Source organism: Streptococcus suis (assembly GCF_019794615.1).
GTDB classification, from domain to species: domain Bacteria; phylum Bacillota; class Bacilli; order Lactobacillales; family Streptococcaceae; genus Streptococcus; species Streptococcus suis_AI.
In genome coordinates this window covers 1-21,000 of sequence record NZ_JAIMDU010000015.1, presented here as the reverse complement: position 1 = coordinate 21,000, position 21,000 = coordinate 1, and the positions used below count along the sequence as shown (strand labels likewise).

General features: G+C 39.3%; 25 protein-coding genes. 6 read left to right on the top strand and 19 right to left on the bottom strand.

What is annotated here, in order from left to right:
* Position 1 precedes the first annotated feature (1 nt).
* The 3 genes from pflA to K6V43_RS05485 form a co-directional block, all read right to left on the bottom strand.
* Positions 2–793 carry a pyruvate formate-lyase-activating protein gene (gene pflA, locus K6V43_RS05495; protein ID WP_024391193.1) on the bottom strand — a complete coding sequence of 264 codons (792 nt, stop codon included), beginning with the start codon at positions 791–793 and terminating at the stop codon, positions 2–4.
* A gap of 54 nt (positions 794–847) precedes the next feature.
* Positions 848–1,450: a dihydrofolate reductase family protein gene (locus K6V43_RS05490; RefSeq protein WP_222382128.1), complete on the bottom strand. Its 603-nt coding sequence runs from the start codon at positions 1,448–1,450 to the stop codon at positions 848–850.
* Between the two features lie 109 nt (positions 1,451–1,559).
* Positions 1,560–2,897: a hemolysin family protein gene (locus K6V43_RS05485; protein WP_172024943.1), complete on the bottom strand. Its 1,338-nt coding sequence runs from the start codon at positions 2,895–2,897 to the stop codon at positions 1,560–1,562.
* A 134-nt stretch (positions 2,898–3,031) separates the two neighbouring features.
* On the opposite strand from K6V43_RS05485, the gene K6V43_RS05480 reads away from it, so the two are divergent.
* Positions 3,032–3,814, top strand: coding sequence for an ABC transporter ATP-binding protein (locus tag K6V43_RS05480; protein ID WP_222382126.1), 783 nt, complete (start codon positions 3,032–3,034; stop codon positions 3,812–3,814).
* 129 nt (positions 3,815–3,943) lie between these two features.
* On the opposite strand, the gene K6V43_RS05475 is transcribed toward K6V43_RS05480, so the two are convergent.
* From K6V43_RS05475 to K6V43_RS05465, 3 genes are read right to left on the bottom strand one after another with little or no spacing between them, the layout of a single operon-like run.
* Positions 3,944–5,920, bottom strand: a complete 1,977-nt coding sequence (locus tag K6V43_RS05475; RefSeq protein WP_496108337.1) for a cation:proton antiporter — start codon at positions 5,918–5,920, stop codon at positions 3,944–3,946.
* Between the two features lie 57 nt (positions 5,921–5,977).
* The gene (gene mnmM / locus K6V43_RS05470; RefSeq protein WP_222382124.1) at positions 5,978–6,526 is read right to left on the bottom strand and encodes a tRNA 5-(aminomethyl)-2-thiouridylate-methyltransferase MnmM; all 549 of its coding nucleotides are present in this window, start codon (positions 6,524–6,526) and stop codon (positions 5,978–5,980) included.
* 9 nt (positions 6,527–6,535) lie between these two features.
* Positions 6,536–7,054: a TetR/AcrR family transcriptional regulator gene (locus K6V43_RS05465; RefSeq protein WP_222382122.1), complete on the bottom strand. Its 519-nt coding sequence runs from the start codon at positions 7,052–7,054 to the stop codon at positions 6,536–6,538.
* Positions 7,055–7,175: 121 nt separating this feature from the next.
* On the opposite strand from K6V43_RS05465, the gene K6V43_RS05460 reads away from it, so the two are divergent.
* From K6V43_RS05460 to nadE, 4 genes are all read left to right on the top strand, one after another.
* Positions 7,176–7,994, top strand: coding sequence for a cation diffusion facilitator family transporter (locus K6V43_RS05460; protein WP_222382120.1), 819 nt, complete (start codon positions 7,176–7,178; stop codon positions 7,992–7,994).
* Positions 7,995–8,034: 40 nt separating this feature from the next.
* A complete protein-coding gene (locus K6V43_RS05455; protein ID WP_024396740.1) occupies positions 8,035–8,679 on the top strand; it encodes a prepilin peptidase in 645 nt (214 codons plus the stop codon).
* Positions 8,680–8,783: 104 nt separating this feature from the next.
* Positions 8,784–10,244: a nicotinate phosphoribosyltransferase gene (locus tag K6V43_RS05450; RefSeq protein WP_222382118.1), complete on the top strand. Its 1,461-nt coding sequence runs from the start codon at positions 8,784–8,786 to the stop codon at positions 10,242–10,244.
* A gap of 12 nt (positions 10,245–10,256) precedes the next feature.
* The gene (gene nadE / locus K6V43_RS05445) at positions 10,257–11,081 is read left to right on the top strand and encodes an NAD(+) synthase (protein ID WP_222382116.1); all 825 of its coding nucleotides are present in this window, start codon (positions 10,257–10,259) and stop codon (positions 11,079–11,081) included.
* 35 nt (positions 11,082–11,116) lie between these two features.
* Here nadE and trpB read toward each other — a convergent pair whose 3' ends face one another.
* From trpB to K6V43_RS05380, 13 genes are all read right to left on the bottom strand, one after another.
* Positions 11,117–12,292 carry a tryptophan synthase subunit beta gene (trpB, locus tag K6V43_RS05440; protein ID WP_222382114.1) on the bottom strand — a complete coding sequence of 392 codons (1,176 nt, stop codon included), beginning with the start codon at positions 12,290–12,292 and terminating at the stop codon, positions 11,117–11,119.
* Between the two features lie 674 nt (positions 12,293–12,966).
* Entirely contained in the window at positions 12,967–13,491 is a 525-nt protein-coding gene (locus tag K6V43_RS05435; protein WP_222382111.1) for a VanZ family protein, read from the bottom strand.
* Positions 13,488–14,600, bottom strand: coding sequence for a dual-specificity RNA methyltransferase RlmN (gene rlmN, locus K6V43_RS05430; RefSeq protein ID WP_024391183.1), 1,113 nt, complete (start codon positions 14,598–14,600; stop codon positions 13,488–13,490). Before rlmN ends, K6V43_RS05435 begins: the two co-directional genes overlap by 4 nt.
* Positions 14,601–14,608: 8 nt before the next feature.
* The gene (locus K6V43_RS05425; protein WP_222382109.1) at positions 14,609–15,262 is read right to left on the bottom strand and encodes a YutD family protein; all 654 of its coding nucleotides are present in this window, start codon (positions 15,260–15,262) and stop codon (positions 14,609–14,611) included.
* 284 nt (positions 15,263–15,546) lie between these two features.
* Complete coding sequence (locus tag K6V43_RS05420) at positions 15,547–16,596, bottom strand: SepM family pheromone-processing serine protease (protein ID WP_222382107.1); 1,050 nt, start codon at positions 16,594–16,596, stop codon at positions 15,547–15,549.
* Positions 16,583–17,071, bottom strand: coding sequence for a pantetheine-phosphate adenylyltransferase (coaD, locus tag K6V43_RS05415; RefSeq protein ID WP_222382104.1), 489 nt, complete (start codon positions 17,069–17,071; stop codon positions 16,583–16,585). Before coaD ends, K6V43_RS05420 begins: the two co-directional genes overlap by 14 nt.
* A complete protein-coding gene (gene rsmD, locus K6V43_RS05410; protein WP_172019433.1) occupies positions 17,061–17,600 on the bottom strand; it encodes a 16S rRNA (guanine(966)-N(2))-methyltransferase RsmD in 540 nt (179 codons plus the stop codon). The genes coaD and rsmD overlap by 11 nt, the downstream gene beginning before the upstream one ends.
* A 97-nt stretch (positions 17,601–17,697) precedes the next feature.
* Positions 17,698–18,489, bottom strand: a complete 792-nt coding sequence (locus K6V43_RS05405) for a hypothetical protein (protein WP_024405133.1) — start codon at positions 18,487–18,489, stop codon at positions 17,698–17,700.
* A 201-nt stretch (positions 18,490–18,690) separates the two neighbouring features.
* Positions 18,691–19,122, bottom strand: coding sequence for a protein-export chaperone SecB (locus K6V43_RS05400; RefSeq protein ID WP_172016050.1), 432 nt, complete (start codon positions 19,120–19,122; stop codon positions 18,691–18,693).
* Between the two features lie 2 nt (positions 19,123–19,124).
* Complete coding sequence (locus tag K6V43_RS05395) at positions 19,125–19,337, bottom strand: hypothetical protein (protein WP_172016049.1); 213 nt, start codon at positions 19,335–19,337, stop codon at positions 19,125–19,127.
* On the bottom strand, positions 19,309–19,932 hold the full coding sequence (locus K6V43_RS05390) for a hypothetical protein (RefSeq protein ID WP_024405130.1): 624 nt from the start codon (positions 19,930–19,932) through the stop codon (positions 19,309–19,311). Before K6V43_RS05390 ends, K6V43_RS05395 begins: the two co-directional genes overlap by 29 nt.
* 99 nt (positions 19,933–20,031) lie before the next feature.
* The gene (locus K6V43_RS05385; RefSeq protein ID WP_024405129.1) at positions 20,032–20,418 is read right to left on the bottom strand and encodes a rhodanese-like domain-containing protein; all 387 of its coding nucleotides are present in this window, start codon (positions 20,416–20,418) and stop codon (positions 20,032–20,034) included.
* Positions 20,415–20,636, bottom strand: a complete 222-nt coding sequence (locus K6V43_RS05380; protein ID WP_024405128.1) for a YqgQ family protein — start codon at positions 20,634–20,636, stop codon at positions 20,415–20,417. Before K6V43_RS05380 ends, K6V43_RS05385 begins: the two co-directional genes overlap by 4 nt.
* A 173-nt stretch (positions 20,637–20,809) precedes the next feature.
* Between K6V43_RS05380 and K6V43_RS05375 the strand changes: the two genes are divergently transcribed.
* Positions 20,810–21,000 (top strand): helix-turn-helix domain-containing protein (locus K6V43_RS05375; protein WP_222382102.1); only part of this gene is annotated, 191 nt, incomplete at its 3' end.

The window sequence follows — 21,000 nt, the reverse complement described above, 5'->3', positions numbered from 1 at the left end:
ATTATCCCTTAATTCGATTCAGATATTCTTGATAAGTTTCAGTCTCCATCAAGGCTTTAGCATTTTCCACTCTAGCTCGTGTTGGAGGTTTTGTTCCCTCGAGTGGATATGGACGACCAAGTTCACGCCACTTAAATTCACCAAGATTGTGGTATGGCAATACCTCAAAACGTTCTACATTGTTTAAAGTTTTGACAAATTTACCAAGCTCAATCAAATCTTCATCTCGATCAGTTAAATTTGGCACCAAAACGTGACGAATCCAAACAGGTTTTCCAATGTCGGATAAATAACGAGCACATTCCAAAATAGTTTTATTACTATGTCCAGTCACAACTCGGTGTTGTTCAGGATTAATTTCCTTAATATCAAGAAGCACCAAATCCGTCACTTCCATGAGACGATTGTATTTTTCCAAATAACGCTCCGTTGAACGGAAGGTTAAGGCACAGGTATCCAATGTGGTATGGATGCCTTTTTCCTTTGCAAGTGTGAATAAGGCAATCAAAAAATCAATCTGAATGGTAGCTTCACCACCAGAAACAGTTATTCCGCCTTCCTTTCCCCAAAACATACGAAAGCGAAGTGCCTCGTTTAACACATCCTCTGCCGTACGTTCCGTTGCAGCAGGGTTGACCAAATCCCATGTATCCGGATTGTGGCAATATTGGCAACGCATATGGCAACCTTGCATAAAGACAACAAAACGTACACCAGGACCATCAACGGAACCAAAACTTTCTGTTGAATGAACCAAACCAGTTACTTTACGATAATCAACCTCTGTCATAATCTTTTCCTCACAACTTTATGCCTCTAGTATAACACAAAAATGGAAACGCTTCTATTATCGACTATCTGCTTCATTCGACAACTCTCTATCCTTTCGTATCCGATATGTTAAGCCAAGCACACCCGACTCCATTATTTGAGTGTCTACTAATTCAAGGTGCTCTTCTATCCCTTCAAAAAATCGTAGGCCATTCCTAACAATGACTGGCGACACAGTCAATTTCAAAATATCTACTAGGTTTTCTTTCAGGAGAAATTTAGCCAGACGAGGGCTTCCTAAAACTAAAATATCTCTAGCATTCACTGCTTTCAGCTCATGAATTTTTTCAGTAATTTGTTCATGAATCAATGTTGTATGATTCCAAGTAGTTTCTTGTAACGTTTTTGAACAAACAATTTTCTCAACAGCGTCTATCCAGGCAGCATGAGCACGTTCATGCTCACTTGCTTCCTCATTGTTCAACATATTCGGCCAATACTGGTACATCATCTCATAGGTTGCTCTTCCCCATAATATCGTATCTGCATTGGCAGTCACTTTTTGGGCAAACTGCTCAAGTTCTTCATTGTAGTGGACAAAACCAATATCCATAGCCCCATTTGGTCCCTCAACAATCCCATCCAAGGATGTGTGTAAAAAAACAACTAAATTTCTCATTCAATTTCCCTTTGTCTTTCATTTTCTGAAAATAAGTGTAACACATTTTCAAGACAATACTCAATGATAAGGTTGATCTTAGAAAAGAATAAAAAAAGAAAGACCAAAACTAGTCCTTCTCTTCGTTCTCATCATCAAGTGGTGTGATGAGAATTTTCAATTTTGTTACACGGCCATTTTTCACTTTGTCATTGACCATCACAATGTGGAAACCATTGTTATCTAATTCGTAGGCTTCTTTTTCATCCTGACTTGGAATGGTTCCAAGCCCTGTCAAGTAAAATCCTGCAATGGTATCAACATCATCACTACTCAAATCCAAATCAAAGTGCTCGTTGAAATCATTCAAGGTCATACTGCCTTGGACAATGAACGTATTTTCCGCAATTTCACGCACAAAGATTTCTGTTTTGTCAGTTTCATCATCAATTTCCCCGACAATTTCTTCAAGCAGGTCTTCGAGAGTAACAATCCCTGATACGCCACCATACTCATCTAGTAAGATGGCCATTTGGTTTTGAGTATTTCGCAAAGACTTCAGCAAATCATCCACAAAAATCGTCTCAGGAACGAATAGTGGTTCCTGCATAATACGGCGAATCTTTAACTGATCGAATCCATTTGTGAAACTTTCAGCAAGAATTTTCTTGGTATGAATGAGGCCAATGATATTGTCTTTATCCCCTTCGTAAACAGGTATTCGAGAAAAATTTTGGCGAAGAATTTCTGGCATGATGACGTTAATATCATCTTCGATATCTACCATGAAAGCATCTGTACGCGGTACCATGACTTCACGAGCCATCATTTCATCTAAATTGAATATTCCTTGAAGCATTTCGATTTCTTCAGCATCTAAGGTTTGTTCGCTCTTGGTTAAGATATACTCAATCTCATCTCGAGTCATTTGCTCATCTGCATCATCGAAATTCATAGGTGTAATACGACTAATCAAGTTTGTCGCAGCTGATAACAACCAGACAAATGGACTTACAATTTTCCCAAGAAAAATAATGACTGGTGCTGTGACAACTGCCAAGTTTTCTTTCATATTCATGGCAATTCGTTTCGGATACAATTCACCAAGAACAATAGATACAAATGTCAGCATCGCCAGAGCTAGCCAGTAACCAGCTGTCTGAGCTGTCGCAGAATTTCCCATCCATTTTGCAAAAACAGCCCCTAAATCATTGGCCAAGCTAGCACCAGAAAGGATTGAAATAAAGGTGATTCCGACCTGAATCGTAGATAAGAAATTGTTTGGATTTTCTAACACCGTCAAAAGTCGAACAAACTTCTTTTCCCCTTCTGCGGCTTTTTGTTCAACTCTCGAACGATTAAGGGAAACTAGAGCCATTTCAGATGCTGAGAAAAAGGCATTGAACAAGGTCAATAAGAATAAAATAAATAGTTGTAAATAGATGGTCTGACTACCAGGGTCTTCCATGATGTTCTCCTATAATAAAATTTATAACATTTCAATTATACCATAAAATCTGAAATATACCATATATCTTGTTAGAAATCATCTTTTGCTGACATTTTTATGATACAATAATCAAAAGGAATAGGAGATAAGCAATGATTCTTTCAATGAAACATGTCTATTATAAGAGACAGGGTAAAACAATTTTAGAAGATGTAAACTGGGAATTTCAACCAGGAGAACGTTGGGCCATTTTGGGTCTCAATGGTGCTGGCAAATCAACACTCTTGCGTATTCTAATGGCAGAATTTTGGAAAACCTCTGGTGATTTGACAGTATTAGGGGTTGAATTTGGTAAAGGTGACATTCCCAGTCTTCGTACGAAAATTGGAGTGGTCGGTTCTTTTCTAGCAGAACGATTTCCCATTGACCTAACAGCAGAACAAATCGTATTGACAGGTAAGTATAAGTCCTCCATCCTATATCGTGAATATGGGCAAGCGGAGCTCAACCAAGCAAAAGATATGCTTAAGTCTATTAAGGCTAGTCACCTAATTGGTCGGACTTATGCGAGCCTTTCACAGGGTGAACGCCAACTCCTGCTCATTGCCCGTAGCCTCATGGAAGATCCCGCTATATTGATATTAGATGAAGCAACCGTTGGACTTGACCTATTGGCACGCGAATGCCTTCTTCATCATATCGATTCTATCTGTCAACTCCCAAATGCTCCTGCCATCATCTATGTCACCCACCACGCAGAAGAAATCACAAACAACTTTACTCACGTCCTCCTTCTAAAAGAAGGGAAAGTCTTGGCACAGGGACCAAAACAAGAAATTCTAACTCCTGCATTGCTCAGTGATTTTTATGGTAATCAAGTTGAATTGATTGAACTAGGAGATGAGCGATTGTTTATTAAGCCAATTCTTAACTAGCACAATTCAAATAAATCAGAAAAGAAAAGACCTAGAATGCTGAAAATTCACTCATTGGTTCTAGGCCTTTTCTTATACTCTTATTTATCTTTTTACCACCCGCACGTGTCTGATTCAATATCCATGCATTTAAAAAGAATCAAACTCTGTCAGCGCATAACTTTCTAGTTGGTTAATATTGCGTCGCATTTGCTTGGCTGCCATTTGTGATAAATGACCATACTTTTCATATTCTGCAACCACTTTTCTTTCTAAATAATACCCTCGTAACAGATCATCTAAACTTTCGGGTTTCATCCGTCCGATAACATCTTCCACCTTGATTCCTGCATGAATCAATTGAGCTTGGTATAAGCAGAATTCTTTTAGCTGCTGAATGTATTCTGCAGAGCACCTCAACTGATTTTTCTCTAAAAATTGAATAATCTCTGCGGTATTGGCCAAGAATAATTCAGACAATGCTGGATTATGCTCATTCTTTTTAGCAACTGCATTCTGATTCCTTTTCCGTATACTAGTTCCGATACTAATCCATTCATGATACCACTTATTGATGACCCTTCGACTGATTAGCCATAAGTATTTGAAGGTTGGAACCAGGTCGCGATTAATATCCTGTTCCAAGGTTCTTAAATAGTTTTGATAGAGACGGTAGGAAGACAAACTAAGGTGTTCTTTCGCAAATGCAGTCTCTAACCCCCTCTGTTCAATTTCTACCAGTTTCAACCTTAAACTGGCCACCTCTTTGCGCATGTCTACAGACATCAACTGGCGATGAAGATGTTCTATCCGCCTATAATATTGACCAATAACAATGTAAATACCATTTGGATTTGTGGCATCCTCAATATCTAGTTCCAATTCGTTTACCACCACTTGCAGAATAGAAATTCGGACAGAACCTTCTAAAATCGGAGATTCGGACTTCTGTTTTGCAAACCTTGGCAAAACGAATAATCCCACCAAAAAACTCAACAGGGTTACCATTCCGACAGTAAATAGAATCAGACTGTAAATTAAGCTATCAAATTCTGGTAACAACAAAATCGTAGCAATCGAGACCGACCCTTTCATCCCTGAAAATGTTAGAATCCCCAGCTCATGCACACTATAAACACTCTTAGAAGATTTTGCTTTTCGATAAGCATTCAAGCAGAGTAAGCCAATAAAGCGTATCAGAAACAGACTAATGGTTAAGAGAATAACTATCCCTAACAAGTGACCATTACTAATCAATGGATTCCTCAAAGCAGGCTGAATGATTCGAGTAAATTCATACCCAAAAACAAGAAAAACCAACCCATTTAATGAGAAATTTAGAGTATCCCAAACAATTTGGTTCACACGATTCACACGCGCATCAAACAAAGTCATTTTTTTCAACTGCTTCGATTGAAACAGACCTGCAATGACCACTGCAATAATTCCAGAACCACCAATAGAGGTAGCCACAAAATAAGCCACTAATGGTAATGAGAGTTCGAGCAACAGGACTCCAGGAATATCTGCCGCATCCAGTTTTTCAAGTAATGAAACCAAACCACGATGACCAAAAGCAAGAAAAAGTCCTGCGAGCATTCCACCGACAAGTGCCCAAATAAATTGACCACTTGCATTAATGAGTGAAAAATTCCCTGTCGTCAAAGCAAGCACAGCAAACTCAAACGCAACAAGTCCACTCGCATCATTCAGCAAGCCCTCTAGGGTCAAAATGGTTTCTAATCGTTTTGGAAAAGCAAAGCGATTTGATAACACTAAAAAGGCTACAGCATCAGTCGGCGCAAGTGCAGCCCCAAGGGCAAAACTTGCAGAGAGAGGAACCTCTACTGGTAATAAGTAGCCAGCCAAAGATCCGATTCCCAAGGCTGTTAAAAAGACCAACGGAAAAATTAGGAAGGCAATAACTTTCCAATTTTCCATCAAGTCATCGACATTACTTTGCTGACCCTCTCTAAAGTTCAAGGGAGCAATAACTAAAGCAAGGAACAATGAAGGATCTAGGGTGAGATTCCCGACTCCAAATAGTAGACCTGCACCAACTCCCAATAAAACTTGAATAAATGGAAGTGGAAATTTGGGATTTAATCGATAAATGGTATTGGAAATAACTAATAGGATTAAAAATATAATGATTTGAACAAAACTTGTAATACAATCACCTCCTTAATTGTTGTTGATACGTTCTATCATCACCAAAAACGGTGGAGTATTGACTTGGTTCAGCGGTTTATAAAGTATGGCAGTAAAGACGGCCTGGTCCAGCTGGCTGACAAAGTCTAAGACCGCATCCTTTTCTACTGCTCCGCCCTCGTGGCCATAATAAATCATGATAGCAAGACGACCACCAACAACCAGTCGATCTAGGACTTTTTTGATGGCTTGAAGGGTGGTTTCAGGCAAGGTAATGACTGACTTATCCGCTGAAGGTAGGTAGCCAAGATTAAAAATAGCTGCCTTACATTGATCCACAAACTGATCTAGGCTTTCGTGTCCTGTCAAAACCAATTGGGCATTGGTCAAGCCAGCTTTTTCTAGTTTTTCAGCCGTTGTGTTCAAGGCTTGTTCCTGAATATCAAATGCCACGACCTTTCCTGCTCGCTGAGCTAAAAATAAAGTGTCATGTCCGTTTCCCATAGTCCCATCGACAGCAAGGTCTTGGTCTGTTAAAATCTCATCTAAAAAGGCATGTGCCATATGTAATGGTCTAAGCATATTTTCTCCTTAGGCTAATAATTTCAAAAAGTAAGTTGTCAAGGTCACTTCATCTACCTTTTTACGTTGTTTTAGCCACCAGCTGACGGTTTCCACAAAAGTAGTGACAACAAAATGCAGCAATAGGTCCTCTGGAAGACTCCGTTTATCCTGCATGTAATCTTCCATCACTTTTGGATAAATATCGTGTTTGAGCTCTGTCTCTAATTCCTTTAAAAAATAGGTATTGCGTGATAACAAGAGGCTAGCTACTCGGTCTTGATTTGTCCGAAAATGTTTGAAAATATGCGCCAGCAAAACTGTTACATCACTATCTTCACGACCTGTAAACAAATGATGAAATAGGTCATGACAGAGTTCTTCCAAAAGAGCTTCCTTACTGGCATAATGGGCGTAAAAAGTAGAACGGCCAACATCTGCCTTATCAATGACATCCTGCACACGCATGTCATCGTACCCTTTTTCGTTTAATAGGCTCAAAAACGCCTGAAAAATCGCCTTTCGTGTTTTTGCAATTCGTCTATCCATCTCTCGTACATTTCAAACATTATGTTCAAAAACAAACAAAATGTTTTACTTGTTTCTAGTTATTTGGCTCATTTAATAGCATAATGAACCTATAAACAGTATAACATAGAAAGGGTTTGTCATGTCGTCTAGTAAAAATACTTTCATTGCTTTTTTGCTGAATCTTTGTTTTTCTATCATTGAATGTATCTTTGGAGCTCTCTTTCACTCCAGCGCCATTTTAGCAGATGCTGTCCATGATTTTGGGGATGCTCTAGCCATTGGCAGCTCCGCATTGATGCAGACCTTCGCAAATAAACCAGCTGATCGCACCTATCCCCTTGGTTACAAGAGATGGAATATTTTGGCAGCACTCTTGACCTCAAGCATTCTGATTATCGGTTCTAGCCTAATTCTTGTGGAAAACATTCCCAATCTTTTCCATCCCCAACCTGTCAACCAAGATGGAATGCTAGTACTTGGAGTGATCGCTATCATCATCAATTTCGCCGCTTCCCGTATTGTAAAAAATGGCCATAGCCATAATGAATCCATTCTTAGTTTGCACTTTCTAGAGGATATTTTAGGATGGCTGGCGGTCATTCTTGTCTCCATTATTCTCCAATTCACTGATTGGTACTTCCTTGATCCCCTGCTTTCAATCATTATTTCTCTATTTATCCTTAGCCAGGCCCTTCCTAAGGCATGGAATACTCTGAAAATCTTTCTTGAACAAACTCCGTCTGGAATAAAGAGTGATGAACTGGCTCTTGAGTTGTTGTCTATACCAAATGTGGAATCCATCGTTCAACTTAAAGTATGGACAATGGATGGATATGACCATTGTGCTACACTGACTGTCAAACTTACTAACCATGCTTTGGCAGGCAAGACCAAAGAAAGAATACGGAATTCTCTTATCACCTATGGAATTCTCCAAACGACCATTGAAACGGTGTAACTTTCTCTTCATTTTCCAAATGGATTACGAATAAATAGGTATGAAGATCTGTATCCTATTTTTCCTCGGAGCTTCAATTGGCTCCTTTTTGGGACTGGTCATTGACCGGTTCCCTGAACAATCCATTATCCGACCCTCTAGTCATTGTGGTTCTTGTAAGAAGCAACTCAAGGTTTGGGACCTAATTCCCATTCTTTCTCAGCTTTCAACCGCATCCAAATGTCGTTATTGCAAGGTAAATATTCCCTATTGGTATGCTGGACTAGAATTCTTAACTGGACTGGCTGTCCTGCTCTGCCATTTTCAACTCCTAAGCCTAACCGAAACCATCCTCATCCTTGCAGGGTTGGTTTTGACCATTTACGACATCAAGCATCAGGAATATCCTTTTGCCGTCTGGCTCGTTTTTACTTTGGTAGCTCTGTTACTCTCCCAGCTAAACTGGCTCTTTTGTTGCTTTTTAGCCTTGGCTTTTCTGACAGAGAAATGGCAGTTCAATATCGGTTCGGGTGATTTTCTATATTTGGCTAGTCTGTCCCTAATTTGTGGCTTGACTGAAATCCTATGGATTATTCAAATCAGCTCACTTTTAGGCTTACTCGTCTTTACAATATACAAGCCAAGATCCATCCCTTACATACCATTCCTTTTTCTTGCGAGTATTTTCGTCATTCTGTGCATCTAAATCGAGTTTTTCTCGATTTTTTTGTTATAATAGTAGGCATATTAGAGTTCAGTTTCAATAGTAACTGAATGGTCTTCACTTAGGAAGACAAAAGGAGAAATCTTATGACACTATTTCAGGATGACAGTTTGACACTGCACACCGACCTTTATCAAATCAATATGATGCAGGTCTATTTTGACCAAAATATTCACAATAAAAATGCCGTTTTCGAAGTGTACTTCCGTTCTCAACCCTTTAAAAATGGTTATGCGGTCTTTGCAGGCTTGGAGCGCGTGGTGGACTACCTTAACAATCTTAGTTTTAGTCAAACAGATATTGACTACCTAACAGAATTGGGATATCCACAGGATTTCCTAGATTATTTAGCTCAATTAGAAATGTCCTTAACCGTCCGATCTGCAAAAGAAGGTGATTTGGTTTATGCGAACGAACCTATTCTCCAAATCGAAGGTCCTTTGGCACAATGCCAATTGATTGAAACAGCTTTGTTAAACATCGTCAACTACCAAACACTCATTGCTACAAAAGCTCGTCGTATCAAGGCAGTTATTGAAGATGAGCCATTGATGGAATTTGGAACCCGTCGTGCTCAAGAAATGGATGCTGCAATTTGGGGTACACGGGCAGCCTTTATTGGTGGAGCGTCTGCGACTTCCAATGTTCGAGCAGGAAAAATCTTTGGCATACCTGTAGCTGGTACCCATGCTCATGCCTTGGTTCAAACCTATGGCGATGATTACAAAGCATTCAAAGCCTATGCGGAAACACATAAAGACTGTGTCTTCTTAGTAGACACCTATGATACGCTACGCGTTGGTGTTCCAGCAGCTATCCGAGTTGCAAAAGAGATGGGAGACAAGATAAACTTTAGAGGAGTCCGTATCGACTCTGGAGACATGGCTTACATTTCTAAAAAAGTTCGTCAACAATTAGACGATGCTGGATTTACAGATGCAAAAATTTATGCCTCCAATGATCTTGATGAAAATACCATTTTGAACCTAAAAATGCAAAAAGCAAAAATTGATGTCTGGGGTGTGGGCACAAAACTCATCACTGCTTATGATCAACCAGCATTGGGAGCAGTCTATAAGATTGTATCCATTGAAGATGAAGATGGAAATATGCGCGATACCATTAAGTTGTCTTCCAATGCGGAAAAAGTATCTACTCCAGGTAAAAAACAAGTGTGGCGAATCACCTCTAAAGAAAAAGGGAAATCTGAAGGGGATTACATTACCTTCGCTGATACAGATGTCACTCATCTAGACAGTATCTACATGTTCCATCCAACCTACACCTACATCAATAAAACCATTGAAAACTTTGAAGCACGTCCACTTCTCGTTCCTATTTTTGAGAATGGTAAACAAGTTTACGAGTTGCCAAGTTTAGCGGAAATTCAAGACTACGCCAACCAGGAATTTGATAAACTCTGGGATGAATACAAGCGTGTGCTCAATCCACAACTCTATCCAGTGGACCTGGCTCAAGACGTATGGGATAATAAGATGAACCTCATCAATCGTATCCGTCAACAAAGCCAAACAAAAGCAATTTAAGGCAGGTGCCATATGACTTTACAAGAAACAATCATCAAAGAATTAGGTGTAAAACCAACGATTGATCCAAAAGAAGAAATCCGACGTTCCATCGATTTTCTCAAAGACTACCTCAAAAAGCATCCTTTTTTGAAAACCTATGTTTTAGGAATCTCTGGTGGACAAGATTCAACCTTGGCCGGACGCTTAGCCCAACTAACCATGGAAGAAATGCGCTCAGAAACAGGTGACGATAGCTACCAATTCATCGCTATCCGCCTACCTTATGGTGTGCAAGCTGATGAGACGGACGCCCAAGCAGCTCTAGCCTTTATCAAACCAGATATCAGCCTAACCATCAACATCAAGGAATCAACAGATGCCATGGTAGCTGCAGTCAATGCAAATGGACTAGAAATGTCTGATTTTAATAAGGGAAATGCTAAAGCCCGCATGCGCATGATCGCCCAATATGCCATCGCTGGTGAACGCAAGGGAGCTGTTATTGGTACCGACCATGCAGCTGAAAACATTACTGGCTTCTTCACCAAACACGGTGATGGTGGTGCTGATATCCTTCCCCTCTTCCGCCTAAATAAACGCCAAGGCAAGCAACTGCTCGCTGAATTGGGGGCTGATGAAAAACTCTACCTCAAAGTTCCTACTGCTGACTTGGAGGAAAACAAACCAGGCCTTGCTGACGAGGTCGCACTTGGTGTCACATACAATCAAATTGATGATTACCTTGAAGGAAAAACCATTGATCCTCAAGCGCAAACCATTATCGAAGGCTGGTGGAATAAGACAGCCCATAAACGCCACTTGCCAATTACTATTTTTGATGACTTTTGGAAATAAACAAATAGCCCCTGACGACCGTCAGGGGATTTCTTTTATCTATTCTCCAAATAATCTGCAATAGCTGCTACATCCTTATCACCACGACCAGAAATATTGATGATAATGATTTTATCTTTATCTAGTTGTGGTGCTAATCGAATAGCTTCTGCAATTGCATGAGAACTTTCAATAGCAGGCAGAATGCCTTCAGTACGACTTAAGGTCAGAAGTGCATTAACTGCCTCATCATCTGTTGCCGCTACATACTGAACTCGACCAGTTTCCTTATAGTGGGCATGCTCTGGACCGACACCAGGATAATCCAAACCTGCTGAAATGGAATAAACGGGTGCAACTCCACCATTTTCATCAAAGAGGGAGATCGTCTTCATACCATCAACCACACCAACTGTTCCCTTAGTCATAGTCGCTGCATGTAGCTCTGTATCAACTCCTTTACCAGCAGCTTCTACACCGATAAGCTTGACTGACTCATCTGGTAGATATTGAGAAAACGCACCAATAGCATTGGAACCGCCACCCACACAGGCAATAACGTAGTCTGGCAAATGACCTTCTTTTTCTAAAATCTGACGTCGAGATTCTAGACTAATAATCTTTTGAAACTCATGTACAATAGTCGGATAAGGATGAGGACCGACTGCTGATCCCAAAACATAGAAGGCATCTAAATCTGCCATCCAAGCACCGAATGCTGCATCAACTGCCTCTTTCAAGGTTTGAGTGCCATCCGTTACAGCATGAACACGCGCCCCCATCATCTCCATTCGAAAAACATTGAGTCGTTGGCGTTTGACATCTTCAGCCCCCATATAGACATCACATCCCAAGCCAAATCGTGCCGCAACAGCAGCCGTCGCAACCCCATGTTGACCAGCACCAGTTTCTGCAATCACTCGAGTTTTCCCCATTCTTTTTGCTAGCAAAATCTGTCCGAGGACGTTGTTCAGCTTATGGGATCCTAAATGATTTAAATCTTCCCGTTTCAGATAGATTTTCGCGCCACCCAGTTCATTGGTCAAGGATTCTGCAAAATAAAGTGGAGTTTCTCGCCCAGAATAGTCTTTTAAATATGCTTGATACTCTGCTAAAAATTCTGGATCATTACGATACTGTTCAAATGTTTCCTCCAGCTGATCCAACAAAACCTGAATTTGCTCTGGTACAAAGCTACCACCAAATTGTCCAAAATAACCTTTATTTGCCATATTCATTCCTCTTTCTATTTATTTAAACATTTTTTAGATTATCTCATTTTAGCTTCGCCATCGTTTCATCTTGATTACCTCATTTTGTTAGTAATTGTCAAAGTAGATTGCTTTTAGATTAGGAACGGAGGCGCAGACATAACTCAAGTTAGGCAAGCCGAACGTGACGCATTATAAAAGCAATCTACGAAGACAAATAGGAAAAAGCCCCCGCAGGAAAAACCAACCTGCGAGGGCGTCAATGACACGGTGCCACCTCACTTATGGGAATTATCTAGAATCCTCCCATATCTCATCTCCTCTAACAAGGAGTTGCACTGTAAGGTGTGCTGACCGAACTATCATTGTTTTAAGTTCTTTTGTTTGACTGTTTCAGCTAAAACCTTCGTTAGCTACCCTTGCTATACTACCAGTATAAGATATATCGACCTGCCTTGCACGAAGTCAAAACAGTCACTCAAAGTATTTTTTACCAAACAATCATTTGCACATCTATGTCTACAAATAGACAATTCTGCACATCAGCCCATTTCATAAAACTCCGACACCTGTTCTCAGTACCACAGGCTCCCTGAAGTCTTCTGCTTTACTACTTCTTCTGATTAAAAAGATTATACGGTAATCATAAGACAATGTCAAGCATCTTTTCTAAATTTTCTAAACAATCTGATAATTTATGAACTCTTTGATAGATTCCATCCTCTAACACTCAGACGATAAAGCCAATAGGCTAATACTCCTCCTAATGTATTGGTCCATAAATCATCGATTTCAAAAACACGTTGGGCATCAATCAGCAAATCAAGTAACAACTGTGTACATTCAATAAACAGACTGAAACAAAATGTATAAGAAAGAACTGCTTTAAGGCTCCGCCATTCCTCTAGAAGAAAAAGAAGCAGAAAAACGAGAGGAAAGAGAAGAAAAATATTGGTCGCATTTTGTAGGATAATCCAACCAAAGTCTCCTAGACTATCTACCTTGTCTCCATTGACAATACTATTAAACGGAGTTGGCAAAAGATACAGTCGCCCGATTTGAATAATTCCTGGGGTCGAGAAATCCTTATACTGTGGATACCAAGTCTGAGGAAGAAAACAGAGTAAAACAATAGCCAGAGCGTAAACCCCAGCTAAAGTTGTACAAATCCGTCTCCCAAGCTTGGTCAAGTTGCCGTCTACTTGAAAGAATTTTCTCATGCACGAATACCTGCCTTAGCTTTTGCGGCTGCAATACGAGCACGTGCTTTTTCACGGTCTTTCTTGAGCGTATTGGAGCGCAATTGACCACAGGCAGCATCAATATCTGTACCATGTTCCTGACGAACGACACAGTTAACACCATTTTTCTTCAAAACATCAAAGAAAGCAAGAGTACGTTCCTTGGTTGAACGACTATATTGGTCATGTTCGCTAACTGGGTTATAAGGAATCAGGTTGATATAAGACAATTTACGAATGTTCTTGGTCAAATCAGCCAATTCTTGAGCCTGTTCCACACCATCATTGACCTCGTTCAGCATAATATATTCAAATGTAACACGACGATTGGTTGTCTGAATATAATCTTCAATTGCCTCAAACAATACTTCAATCGGGAATTTGCGATTAATCCGCATAATGCTCGAACGAAGGTCATTATTTGGCGCATGTAGAGAAACTGCCAAGTTCACTTGAACTCCCTCACGTGCGAAATCACGAATTTTTGGTGCTAAGCCAGAAGTAGATACCGTAATGTGACGGGCACCAATTGCCAAGCCCTTGTCATCATTCACAACACGCAAGAAGGTCATAACATTATCGTAGTTGTCGAGTGGCTCACCAATCCCCATCACGACAATATGGCTAACACGTTCATTTTGATTGCGCTCATCTAAGTATTTTTGTACCAACATAATCTGTGCTACAATCTCACCACTCGTCAAATCTCTTTGCTTAGGAATCAAACCAGATGCGCAGAATGTACAGCCGATATTACAACCAACTTGAGTCGTTACACAGACTGAGAGTCCATAATGTTGATTCATCAACACTGTCTCAATCAACATTCCATCAGGTAATTCAAATAAGTATTTGATAGTACCATCTTTGGACTCTTGTACTATTCGTTGTTTGAGTGGATTGACGACAAATTCTTCTTCAAGCTTTTCGATTAAAGATTTTGGTAAGTTGGTCATTTCCGCGAACGATTGGACACGGGACCGGTAGAGCCATTCCCAAATTTGAGTGGCCCTGAATTTCTTTTCTCCATTTTCAATAATCCAATCAACTAGATTGGCTTGTGTAAAGGCATAAATTGATGGTTTCATGTTTCTCCCTATTTTTGGCGGATGACAAATCCACGTTTGGCTTCATTCATTTCACGATGGTGCTGTTTCTTATCGTGTTTTTGCGCTCGCTCTTGTTTCTGTTGCTTACCTGTGGACGGTTTATTGTTTTTTACGGTAAAATGACGGCCCTGTTCTTTTGAAGTATCTAAAGTTGACTTAGATCGTTTTGGTTCATTACGGCTGACTTTCTTATCCTTCGATACCAATTCTTCTGTACGTTGTTTTTGTCGGTTTCGATTCCGACTACGGTGACGTTTGCGACTTGTTTTTTCTTCAGGTTCTTCTTCTAACTCTTGTGGATTTGGATTTTCAAGAACAAAGTAGGCACATCCAAAATTACAAAATTCGGTTAAATAATCATCTAACCGCCCAATTTTTAAATCAGACTTGACCGGTTTCTCATCACGATAAAACCCTTTTAACCGAAGTTGTTCATTTCCCCAATCTCCAACAATATAATCAAATTTCAACATGATGGGCGAAAAGCGTTGCCCAAAAGCAGTCTGATCAAAAGCATCTTTGAAATCATCAACAACATTGAGTTCAATATTCTCTGAAACAACCTTATTCCCAACACGTGCAAAACTCGGACCTGGAAATTTATTGTAATTATACATTTCTGGTGAAATTTCTTTCTTCATTGTTCCTCCTATCTAATGAAATATTCGTATATCTAACCTTATTATTATAACATGAAACCAGCTGAAATAGCACTCTTCAACCATTTCAGAGAAATTTCAGACGATTTTAATTTTAGCATGGTTGATTGAATTTACTTTCCTGGGTGCCGTTAGCCAGAACAGCCTCTAGTATGTTCTAGGGTAGAAATAAGACATACACAGCAAGTCACATTCGTAGAGTACGGCAAGCCAAACGTGACAATGTATCAAAGCTAATTCGAACGACTGATGCAAAAAAGAGCGACTTACTCGCTCTTAGTATTCTTCAAATAATCAATGGCTTCTTGAACAGTCGTCACTGGTACGATTTCAATATCAGCATTGGCCTTTTCTGCTGCTTCTTTTGCCTCTTCGTAGTTTGTTTTAGCTGTTGGATCCTTTTTCAAAATTTCTGGGTCCACTGGATTATTTGGAACAAAGAAAACACTTGCACCAGCATTAATCGCAGATAATACTTTTTTATCTGCTCCTCCAATATCTCCAACGGAACCATCTTGTTCAATCGTTCCAGTTCCAGCAATAACACGTCCATCACGCAAGTCTGGCTCAGCCAGCTGTGTATAAATAGCTAATGTAAACATCAGACCAGCACTTGGACCACCAATTCCTCCTGTTTGGAAGTCAATTGGGACAGAACTTTTTACCTCCGTATGGTCCACCAGAGTAATACCAATACCGTTTTTACCATTTGATAGTTTGATAATTTTTCCGTCAGCAGACTTCTCTTCTCCACCACTAACATAGCCCACTGTCACATCACTGTCCAGTTCTAAACCTGAAACATATTTGATTAAATCCTGAGAAGATTCAAACGTTTGACCATTTATACTAACAACCGTATCAGCGATATTCAAAACATTTTTAAATGTAGAATCTTCTGCTAAGTCCAACACGTAAACACCGAAGAAATCCATCTCCACATCCTTATCTGCCAAGGTTAAACCTTGATATTTAGCCATGTTTTGAGAGGTTTCCATATAAAATTGAGCTATCCGATAGTATTCTTCACTGTCTGCACCGCCCGTCATTTCTTCTGCAGAAACAATATCTGCGTAAGGGTTAAACTGAGCAATCAGCAACTGTAAGGCTGTTGCCTGCAAGACTGATACATAGGTAAAATTATAAGAACCTGGCTCTTTATCTTCTTCATTGTTGACTGTCAATACTTCCCGAATATCCGAAGCCCCTCCAGGACTTTCAATATAATATGGTAGTCGAACAAAAACGGAAAACCATATCAATAACGTCCCCATAATAATTGAAACAATCAAAAGCCATTTCTTATTTTTCTTCATACTTTTTTATCTCCTCATTTACAACTGCAGGTACATATAAACTAATATCCTGTTTAAAATAGATCAACTCCCGAACCTGGCTGGATGATACGAACTTGAGCTCTGGCTTTGCAATCAAATAGATCGTTTCCAAATCTGGTGCTAGCTGACGGTTGTAAAAATCAAAATTAGATTCATATTCCAAGTCCGTTGCATTACGCAAGCCCCTAACCAAATGAGTCACACCATATCGTTTGGCAACATCGACAACTAATTCATTCTCAACGAGAATGACCTCGATGTTCTCTAAGCCGGCAAAAAGTCTTTTCAAAATAACCAATCGTTCCTCACCTGTCATCAAGCCAGACTTTTTCGGATTGGTAAACACTCCGACATATAATTTTTCAAACAAGCCACTTGCTCGCTCAATGAGGTCCATATGTCCATTTGTAATCGGGTCAAAAGACCCTGTAAACATTCCGATTCTATCTGACATATACAGTTACCTTACTAATTCCATATACTTTTTCTTTCCAAATTCCGAGCTCTGCAATCTCTTCAGGGAGCTGGACGTTCTTATCTGTCTCACAGACAACCATCACATCCTCTGCCAATAAGTGACGACGACAAAGCTCTGAGATAACAGCCTCAATTTCCTGCTCTGCATATGGCGGATCCAGAAAAACAAGGTCAAATGTTCCGCTCAATGTCGCCAATGCTTGCCTTGCATCCATCTGCATGAGTTGAAATTTATCTGAATCCTTAGTCATCTGAATGTTTTCTTTGATAACAGCTTGTGCTTTCCGGTCACGTTCTACTAAGACTGCCTGATTCATCCCTCTGGATATCGCTTCAATAGACAAGCCACCGCTACCAGCGTATAAATCTAAGACCCGCCCACCCTCAAAATATGGACCAATCATATTAAACATGGCACCGCGAACCTTATCAGAAGTAGGACGTGTTACCTTCCCTTCTAATGTTTTGAGCGGTCTTCCACCATAAATACCTGATACAATTCTCATAAACACCATTATAGCACAAATCAAATGAAAATCACTTAACTTAGGGAAAATTAAAAGAGGAGAAATATCTCTCCTCATATTCTCCTCATATTCATTTCTACCTCTGCGATAGGTCTTCTGTTGTCGTTGAAGACGAATCTGCCGGAACATCGGTTTCAGTAGAACTAGATGGCTCAACTGGTGTTGGTGTGCTCGGAACAACAGTTTCCGAACTACTTGGAGGAACGACTTCTGTTGTCGTTGAAGAACTAGACGACTGTGTTGTTGAAGAACTACTTGATGGAGTATAAACAGATGAATTGCCTTGTTCAACATAATCGTAAGAAGGTTGATATGTATAGGAATCTTCTGAATAAGTATCTTCAACATACGATTCTGAATATTCAGTTGATGTCTCAGTAGTTGCTTCATTAGCAATTACTTCTTCAGTTGAAGAGGTTGATTCAGCCGTTGTCGAACTTTCTTCAGTTTTTTTCTGCTCCTCTGCCAATTTTTTAGCAGCTTCTGCTCGAACTAACTCTGCTTTTAACTTAGCTTTCTGAATGTCCTCCGCTTTTTTCTTCATAGCAGTAGCGACCGTATCAATTCTTTTTTGAAGTGCGTCTTTCTTACTTTTGTCAGTCAACTTATCAACTGCAGCTTGTGCGGACAGTAAGTTCTCATCTGTATTAGACTCTTCTAAAGCTTTGACAGCTTTCTCAGCCGCTAATACATTATTAGCTTCTAGTGTTTTGGTACTAGACACAGCTTGTGATGAACTAGTATCATTTGAACGTGTCCCAACAAACCAAATCAATACAGTAATCACTAATAAGGCTAATGCAATGAGAGTGAAGACACGCTCAGCTAGATTGGTATTTTTAAAATATTCTTGGATTTTTCTTATCATTATTTACTTCACTCTATTCTATATATGCGATATACGATTAAAATCTTATTTACTTGCCTTCACTTTCCCATTCCAACCATGCAAAACAAGGATTCTGAAAAATCTTTGCCATAACTATTAGGGAATGGCAATAAATTCTGAAATAAAAATGGAAAACCACATCATTTTAAAATGGGCACGGAAGTAACACAGTTCCCCGAACTATTTAATTACTTCCAAAGTATTGTTGGCATTAACAAATTCAACCACGTTCATTAGTGGCAATTTAAATTGAGGATATACGTTGCTTCTGCTACTCAAATCGCTTACAAGACTTCGTACATAGGGAAACAAAATTGCTAGGGCGCTTGTAGTGGCTAGTTCTTCCATGCTTTCGCCTATCTCCTCAAATTTGAATACACCAAGAACCTCGACACTAATTAAGAATGGACAAGCAGAATTTTCCTCATCTCCACAATGAACAGTTAATGTAACAGCTGATTCTTTATCATCTGACAATTGGACCTTCGCATGAATAGTAAAAGGAACATCAAGCTCATCCGTATCAAAATCAAATTTTCTATTTTGTTTATAAGATAATTCTGTAACCAAATAATTATCAAATGTTAAAGTCGATAAGTAATCATTTGCCATAATCAAGCAACCCATCCTCTCTGTGAATGTTGTGATGGACGAACAACAACCTTTTTAGGAGGAAGAGTAGTATAAACAGGTAGTTCAGCCGACGTGTAGCTAAAATTCCTGTACTTCAATTTAGAAAGATCATAAGTCTCATAAGGAGCTTCTAATTCCCAATCGGTAAATTTGACCTTATCTAAATCAAAGAAATTTTTTAAATTCATCCCCATGACTCATCTTCTCCTTTTCTATTAAAGTAACACATGTTGTATCTCTAATACAAAGTTCTGTACCATTAGGAAAATTGCTAATAATCCCATCAAATATTGTACAAGTGTCTTTTTTTACAGCCTGAACCGTATTCTCTTTCAGTTGTTTATTTATATGACGCACGAACAATTCAACCATAATCCCATCGTAATTTTTTCTACGATTTGCTCCATCGTTTCGAAGACGGTATTGTATCTTTGTCCGCTCCATTTCATGTTTTTGAGAAAACTGAATAAATATTTCCCTTGTATCTGCATCATCTAAATCTAACATCATAGAAGACTGCACTGCAGCCTCTACTTCAATAACTTCAATTGAACAACCTTGTTTTTTTGCGATGCTATCGCGGTAGCTATGAGCATATCGCGCTGCCATTTGTTTTCCATTCCCATACATCGAATCAACAAAACAATAAATCCCTTCTCCCAAATCATTTGGATTTCGAAGATTTGTGTTATTAAAGTCAATGGTTGTTTTTTTGAAACCTTGATTCCTTATTTGCTGTGCGTTTTTCTGCGTGGTTCCATGCCACGCGTGAATCACATCTACAGCCATAAAAGATTATCTCCTCCGAACAAGATGTTTTCTATCCATTCTACCATAAAATAGACATGAAAAACTTAAAAAACACTATTCAAATACATGAATAACGAACTATTTACTTGCCTTCACTTTCCCATTCCAACCATTCAAACCATAGCTTAAAATATAGATTTCATTAAAGCCCTGTTTCTTCAAATGGAGGGCTGCTGGTGTTACCAACTGACCACGGTCATTTTCATAAATCAAAACAGGTTTATCTTTACGAAGAGCAGCTGTGCTCATTTTCAACTGTTGATAAGGAATATTACGGGCCCCGAGAATGTGTTTTCTATTAAACTCACTTGGATCGCGTAAATCGATCAACTGGCCCCCGTGGATTTTCTCTGCAAATTCTGCATTATCAATTACAGATGCCGCACGGCGTAGTCGCCAATAATTAAAGCCCATCCAGGCTCCCAAAATAATTAAAAATACTAAAAATACCCACAATGTGTTCATTTTCTACTCTCCTTCAATTTCTGATACTCTAACTCCAAACGATGTTCACGCCTCAAAACAAGTTCAGCTTCCAAATAGTCCAATCGTTCAAGTAAACCTGCCTGATAAACTCGATTGAGCTCAATCTGCATCATTTCAATGTCGTACAGACGATTCCCCATATAAACAATGATACCAAAACGTTTGAGCAATTGTTGTACATCGTAAAGTCTTTTCATAAAAAAATTGTAGCAGAATTTTAGTATTTTTTCAAGAATGACTTTATCTGATACCTACAGTTTTATTATTGCTAACTTCTCAAAGTAAGTTCTAGTCTAACACAAAAGCTGGAAATTAGACTGAGACAAAAAAATAAGGTAGAACTTACTATGGGACAAGTTGGTAACTGACAATGAAAAACAAACACTTAACTCTCTCTGATCGCAATGATATTCAAATAGGAATTGAACAGCTAAAGCCCTTCTCAGCTATAGCTGCTAAGTTAGGAAAAGACCCGTCCACAATCTCAAAAGAAGTTCGGAGAAATAGGGTGGTTAAAGAGAACTCTACGACCTCTAATTGTGAGGCCTGCCCTCTACTTAA

What these genes read in the sequence shown, in the direction of transcription:
- mnmM (WP_222382124.1), bottom strand. Translation starts at nt 6,526, where the DNA reads ATGCTTAGACCATTACATATGGCACATGCCTTTTTAGATGAGATTTTA.
- K6V43_RS05450 (WP_222382118.1), top strand. Translation starts at nt 8,784, where the DNA reads ATGACACTATTTCAGGATGACAGTTTGACACTGCACACCGACCTTTAT.
- trpB (WP_222382114.1), bottom strand. Translation starts at nt 12,292, where the DNA reads ATGGCAAATAAAGGTTATTTTGGACAATTTGGTGGTAGCTTTGTACCA.
- K6V43_RS05425 (WP_222382109.1), bottom strand. Translation starts at nt 15,262, where the DNA reads ATGAAGAAAGAAATTTCACCAGAAATGTATAATTACAATAAATTTCCA.
- K6V43_RS05480 (WP_222382126.1), top strand. Translation starts at nt 3,032, where the DNA reads ATGATTCTTTCAATGAAACATGTCTATTATAAGAGACAGGGTAAAACA.
- K6V43_RS05490 (WP_222382128.1), bottom strand. Translation starts at nt 1,450, where the DNA reads ATGAGAAATTTAGTTGTTTTTTTACACACATCCTTGGATGGGATTGTT.
- rsmD (WP_172019433.1), bottom strand. Translation starts at nt 17,600, where the DNA reads ATGAGAATTGTATCAGGTATTTATGGTGGAAGACCGCTCAAAACATTA.
- K6V43_RS05405 (WP_024405133.1), bottom strand. Translation starts at nt 18,489, where the DNA reads ATGATAAGAAAAATCCAAGAATATTTTAAAAATACCAATCTAGCTGAG.
- K6V43_RS05380 (WP_024405128.1), bottom strand. Translation starts at nt 20,636, where the DNA reads ATGAAAAGACTTTACGATGTACAACAATTGCTCAAACGTTTTGGTATC.
- K6V43_RS05395 (WP_172016049.1), bottom strand. Translation starts at nt 19,337, where the DNA reads ATGGGGATGAATTTAAAAAATTTCTTTGATTTAGATAAGGTCAAATTT.
- K6V43_RS05455 (WP_024396740.1), top strand. Translation starts at nt 8,035, where the DNA reads ATGAAGATCTGTATCCTATTTTTCCTCGGAGCTTCAATTGGCTCCTTT.
- coaD (WP_222382104.1), bottom strand. Translation starts at nt 17,071, where the DNA reads ATGTCAGATAGAATCGGAATGTTTACAGGGTCTTTTGACCCGATTACA.
- K6V43_RS05465 (WP_222382122.1), bottom strand. Translation starts at nt 7,054, where the DNA reads ATGGATAGACGAATTGCAAAAACACGAAAGGCGATTTTTCAGGCGTTT.
- K6V43_RS05390 (WP_024405130.1), bottom strand. Translation starts at nt 19,932, where the DNA reads ATGGCTGTAGATGTGATTCACGCGTGGCATGGAACCACGCAGAAAAAC.
- K6V43_RS05420 (WP_222382107.1), bottom strand. Translation starts at nt 16,596, where the DNA reads ATGAAGAAAAATAAGAAATGGCTTTTGATTGTTTCAATTATTATGGGG.
- K6V43_RS05385 (WP_024405129.1), bottom strand. Translation starts at nt 20,418, where the DNA reads ATGAACACATTGTGGGTATTTTTAGTATTTTTAATTATTTTGGGAGCC.
- nadE (WP_222382116.1), top strand. Translation starts at nt 10,257, where the DNA reads ATGACTTTACAAGAAACAATCATCAAAGAATTAGGTGTAAAACCAACG.
- rlmN (WP_024391183.1), bottom strand. Translation starts at nt 14,600, where the DNA reads ATGAAACCATCAATTTATGCCTTTACACAAGCCAATCTAGTTGATTGG.
- K6V43_RS05400 (WP_172016050.1), bottom strand. Translation starts at nt 19,122, where the DNA reads ATGGCAAATGATTACTTATCGACTTTAACATTTGATAATTATTTGGTT.
- K6V43_RS05460 (WP_222382120.1), top strand. Translation starts at nt 7,176, where the DNA reads ATGTCGTCTAGTAAAAATACTTTCATTGCTTTTTTGCTGAATCTTTGT.
- K6V43_RS05485 (WP_172024943.1), bottom strand. Translation starts at nt 2,897, where the DNA reads ATGGAAGACCCTGGTAGTCAGACCATCTATTTACAACTATTTATTTTA.
- K6V43_RS05435 (WP_222382111.1), bottom strand. Translation starts at nt 13,491, where the DNA reads ATGAGAAAATTCTTTCAAGTAGACGGCAACTTGACCAAGCTTGGGAGA.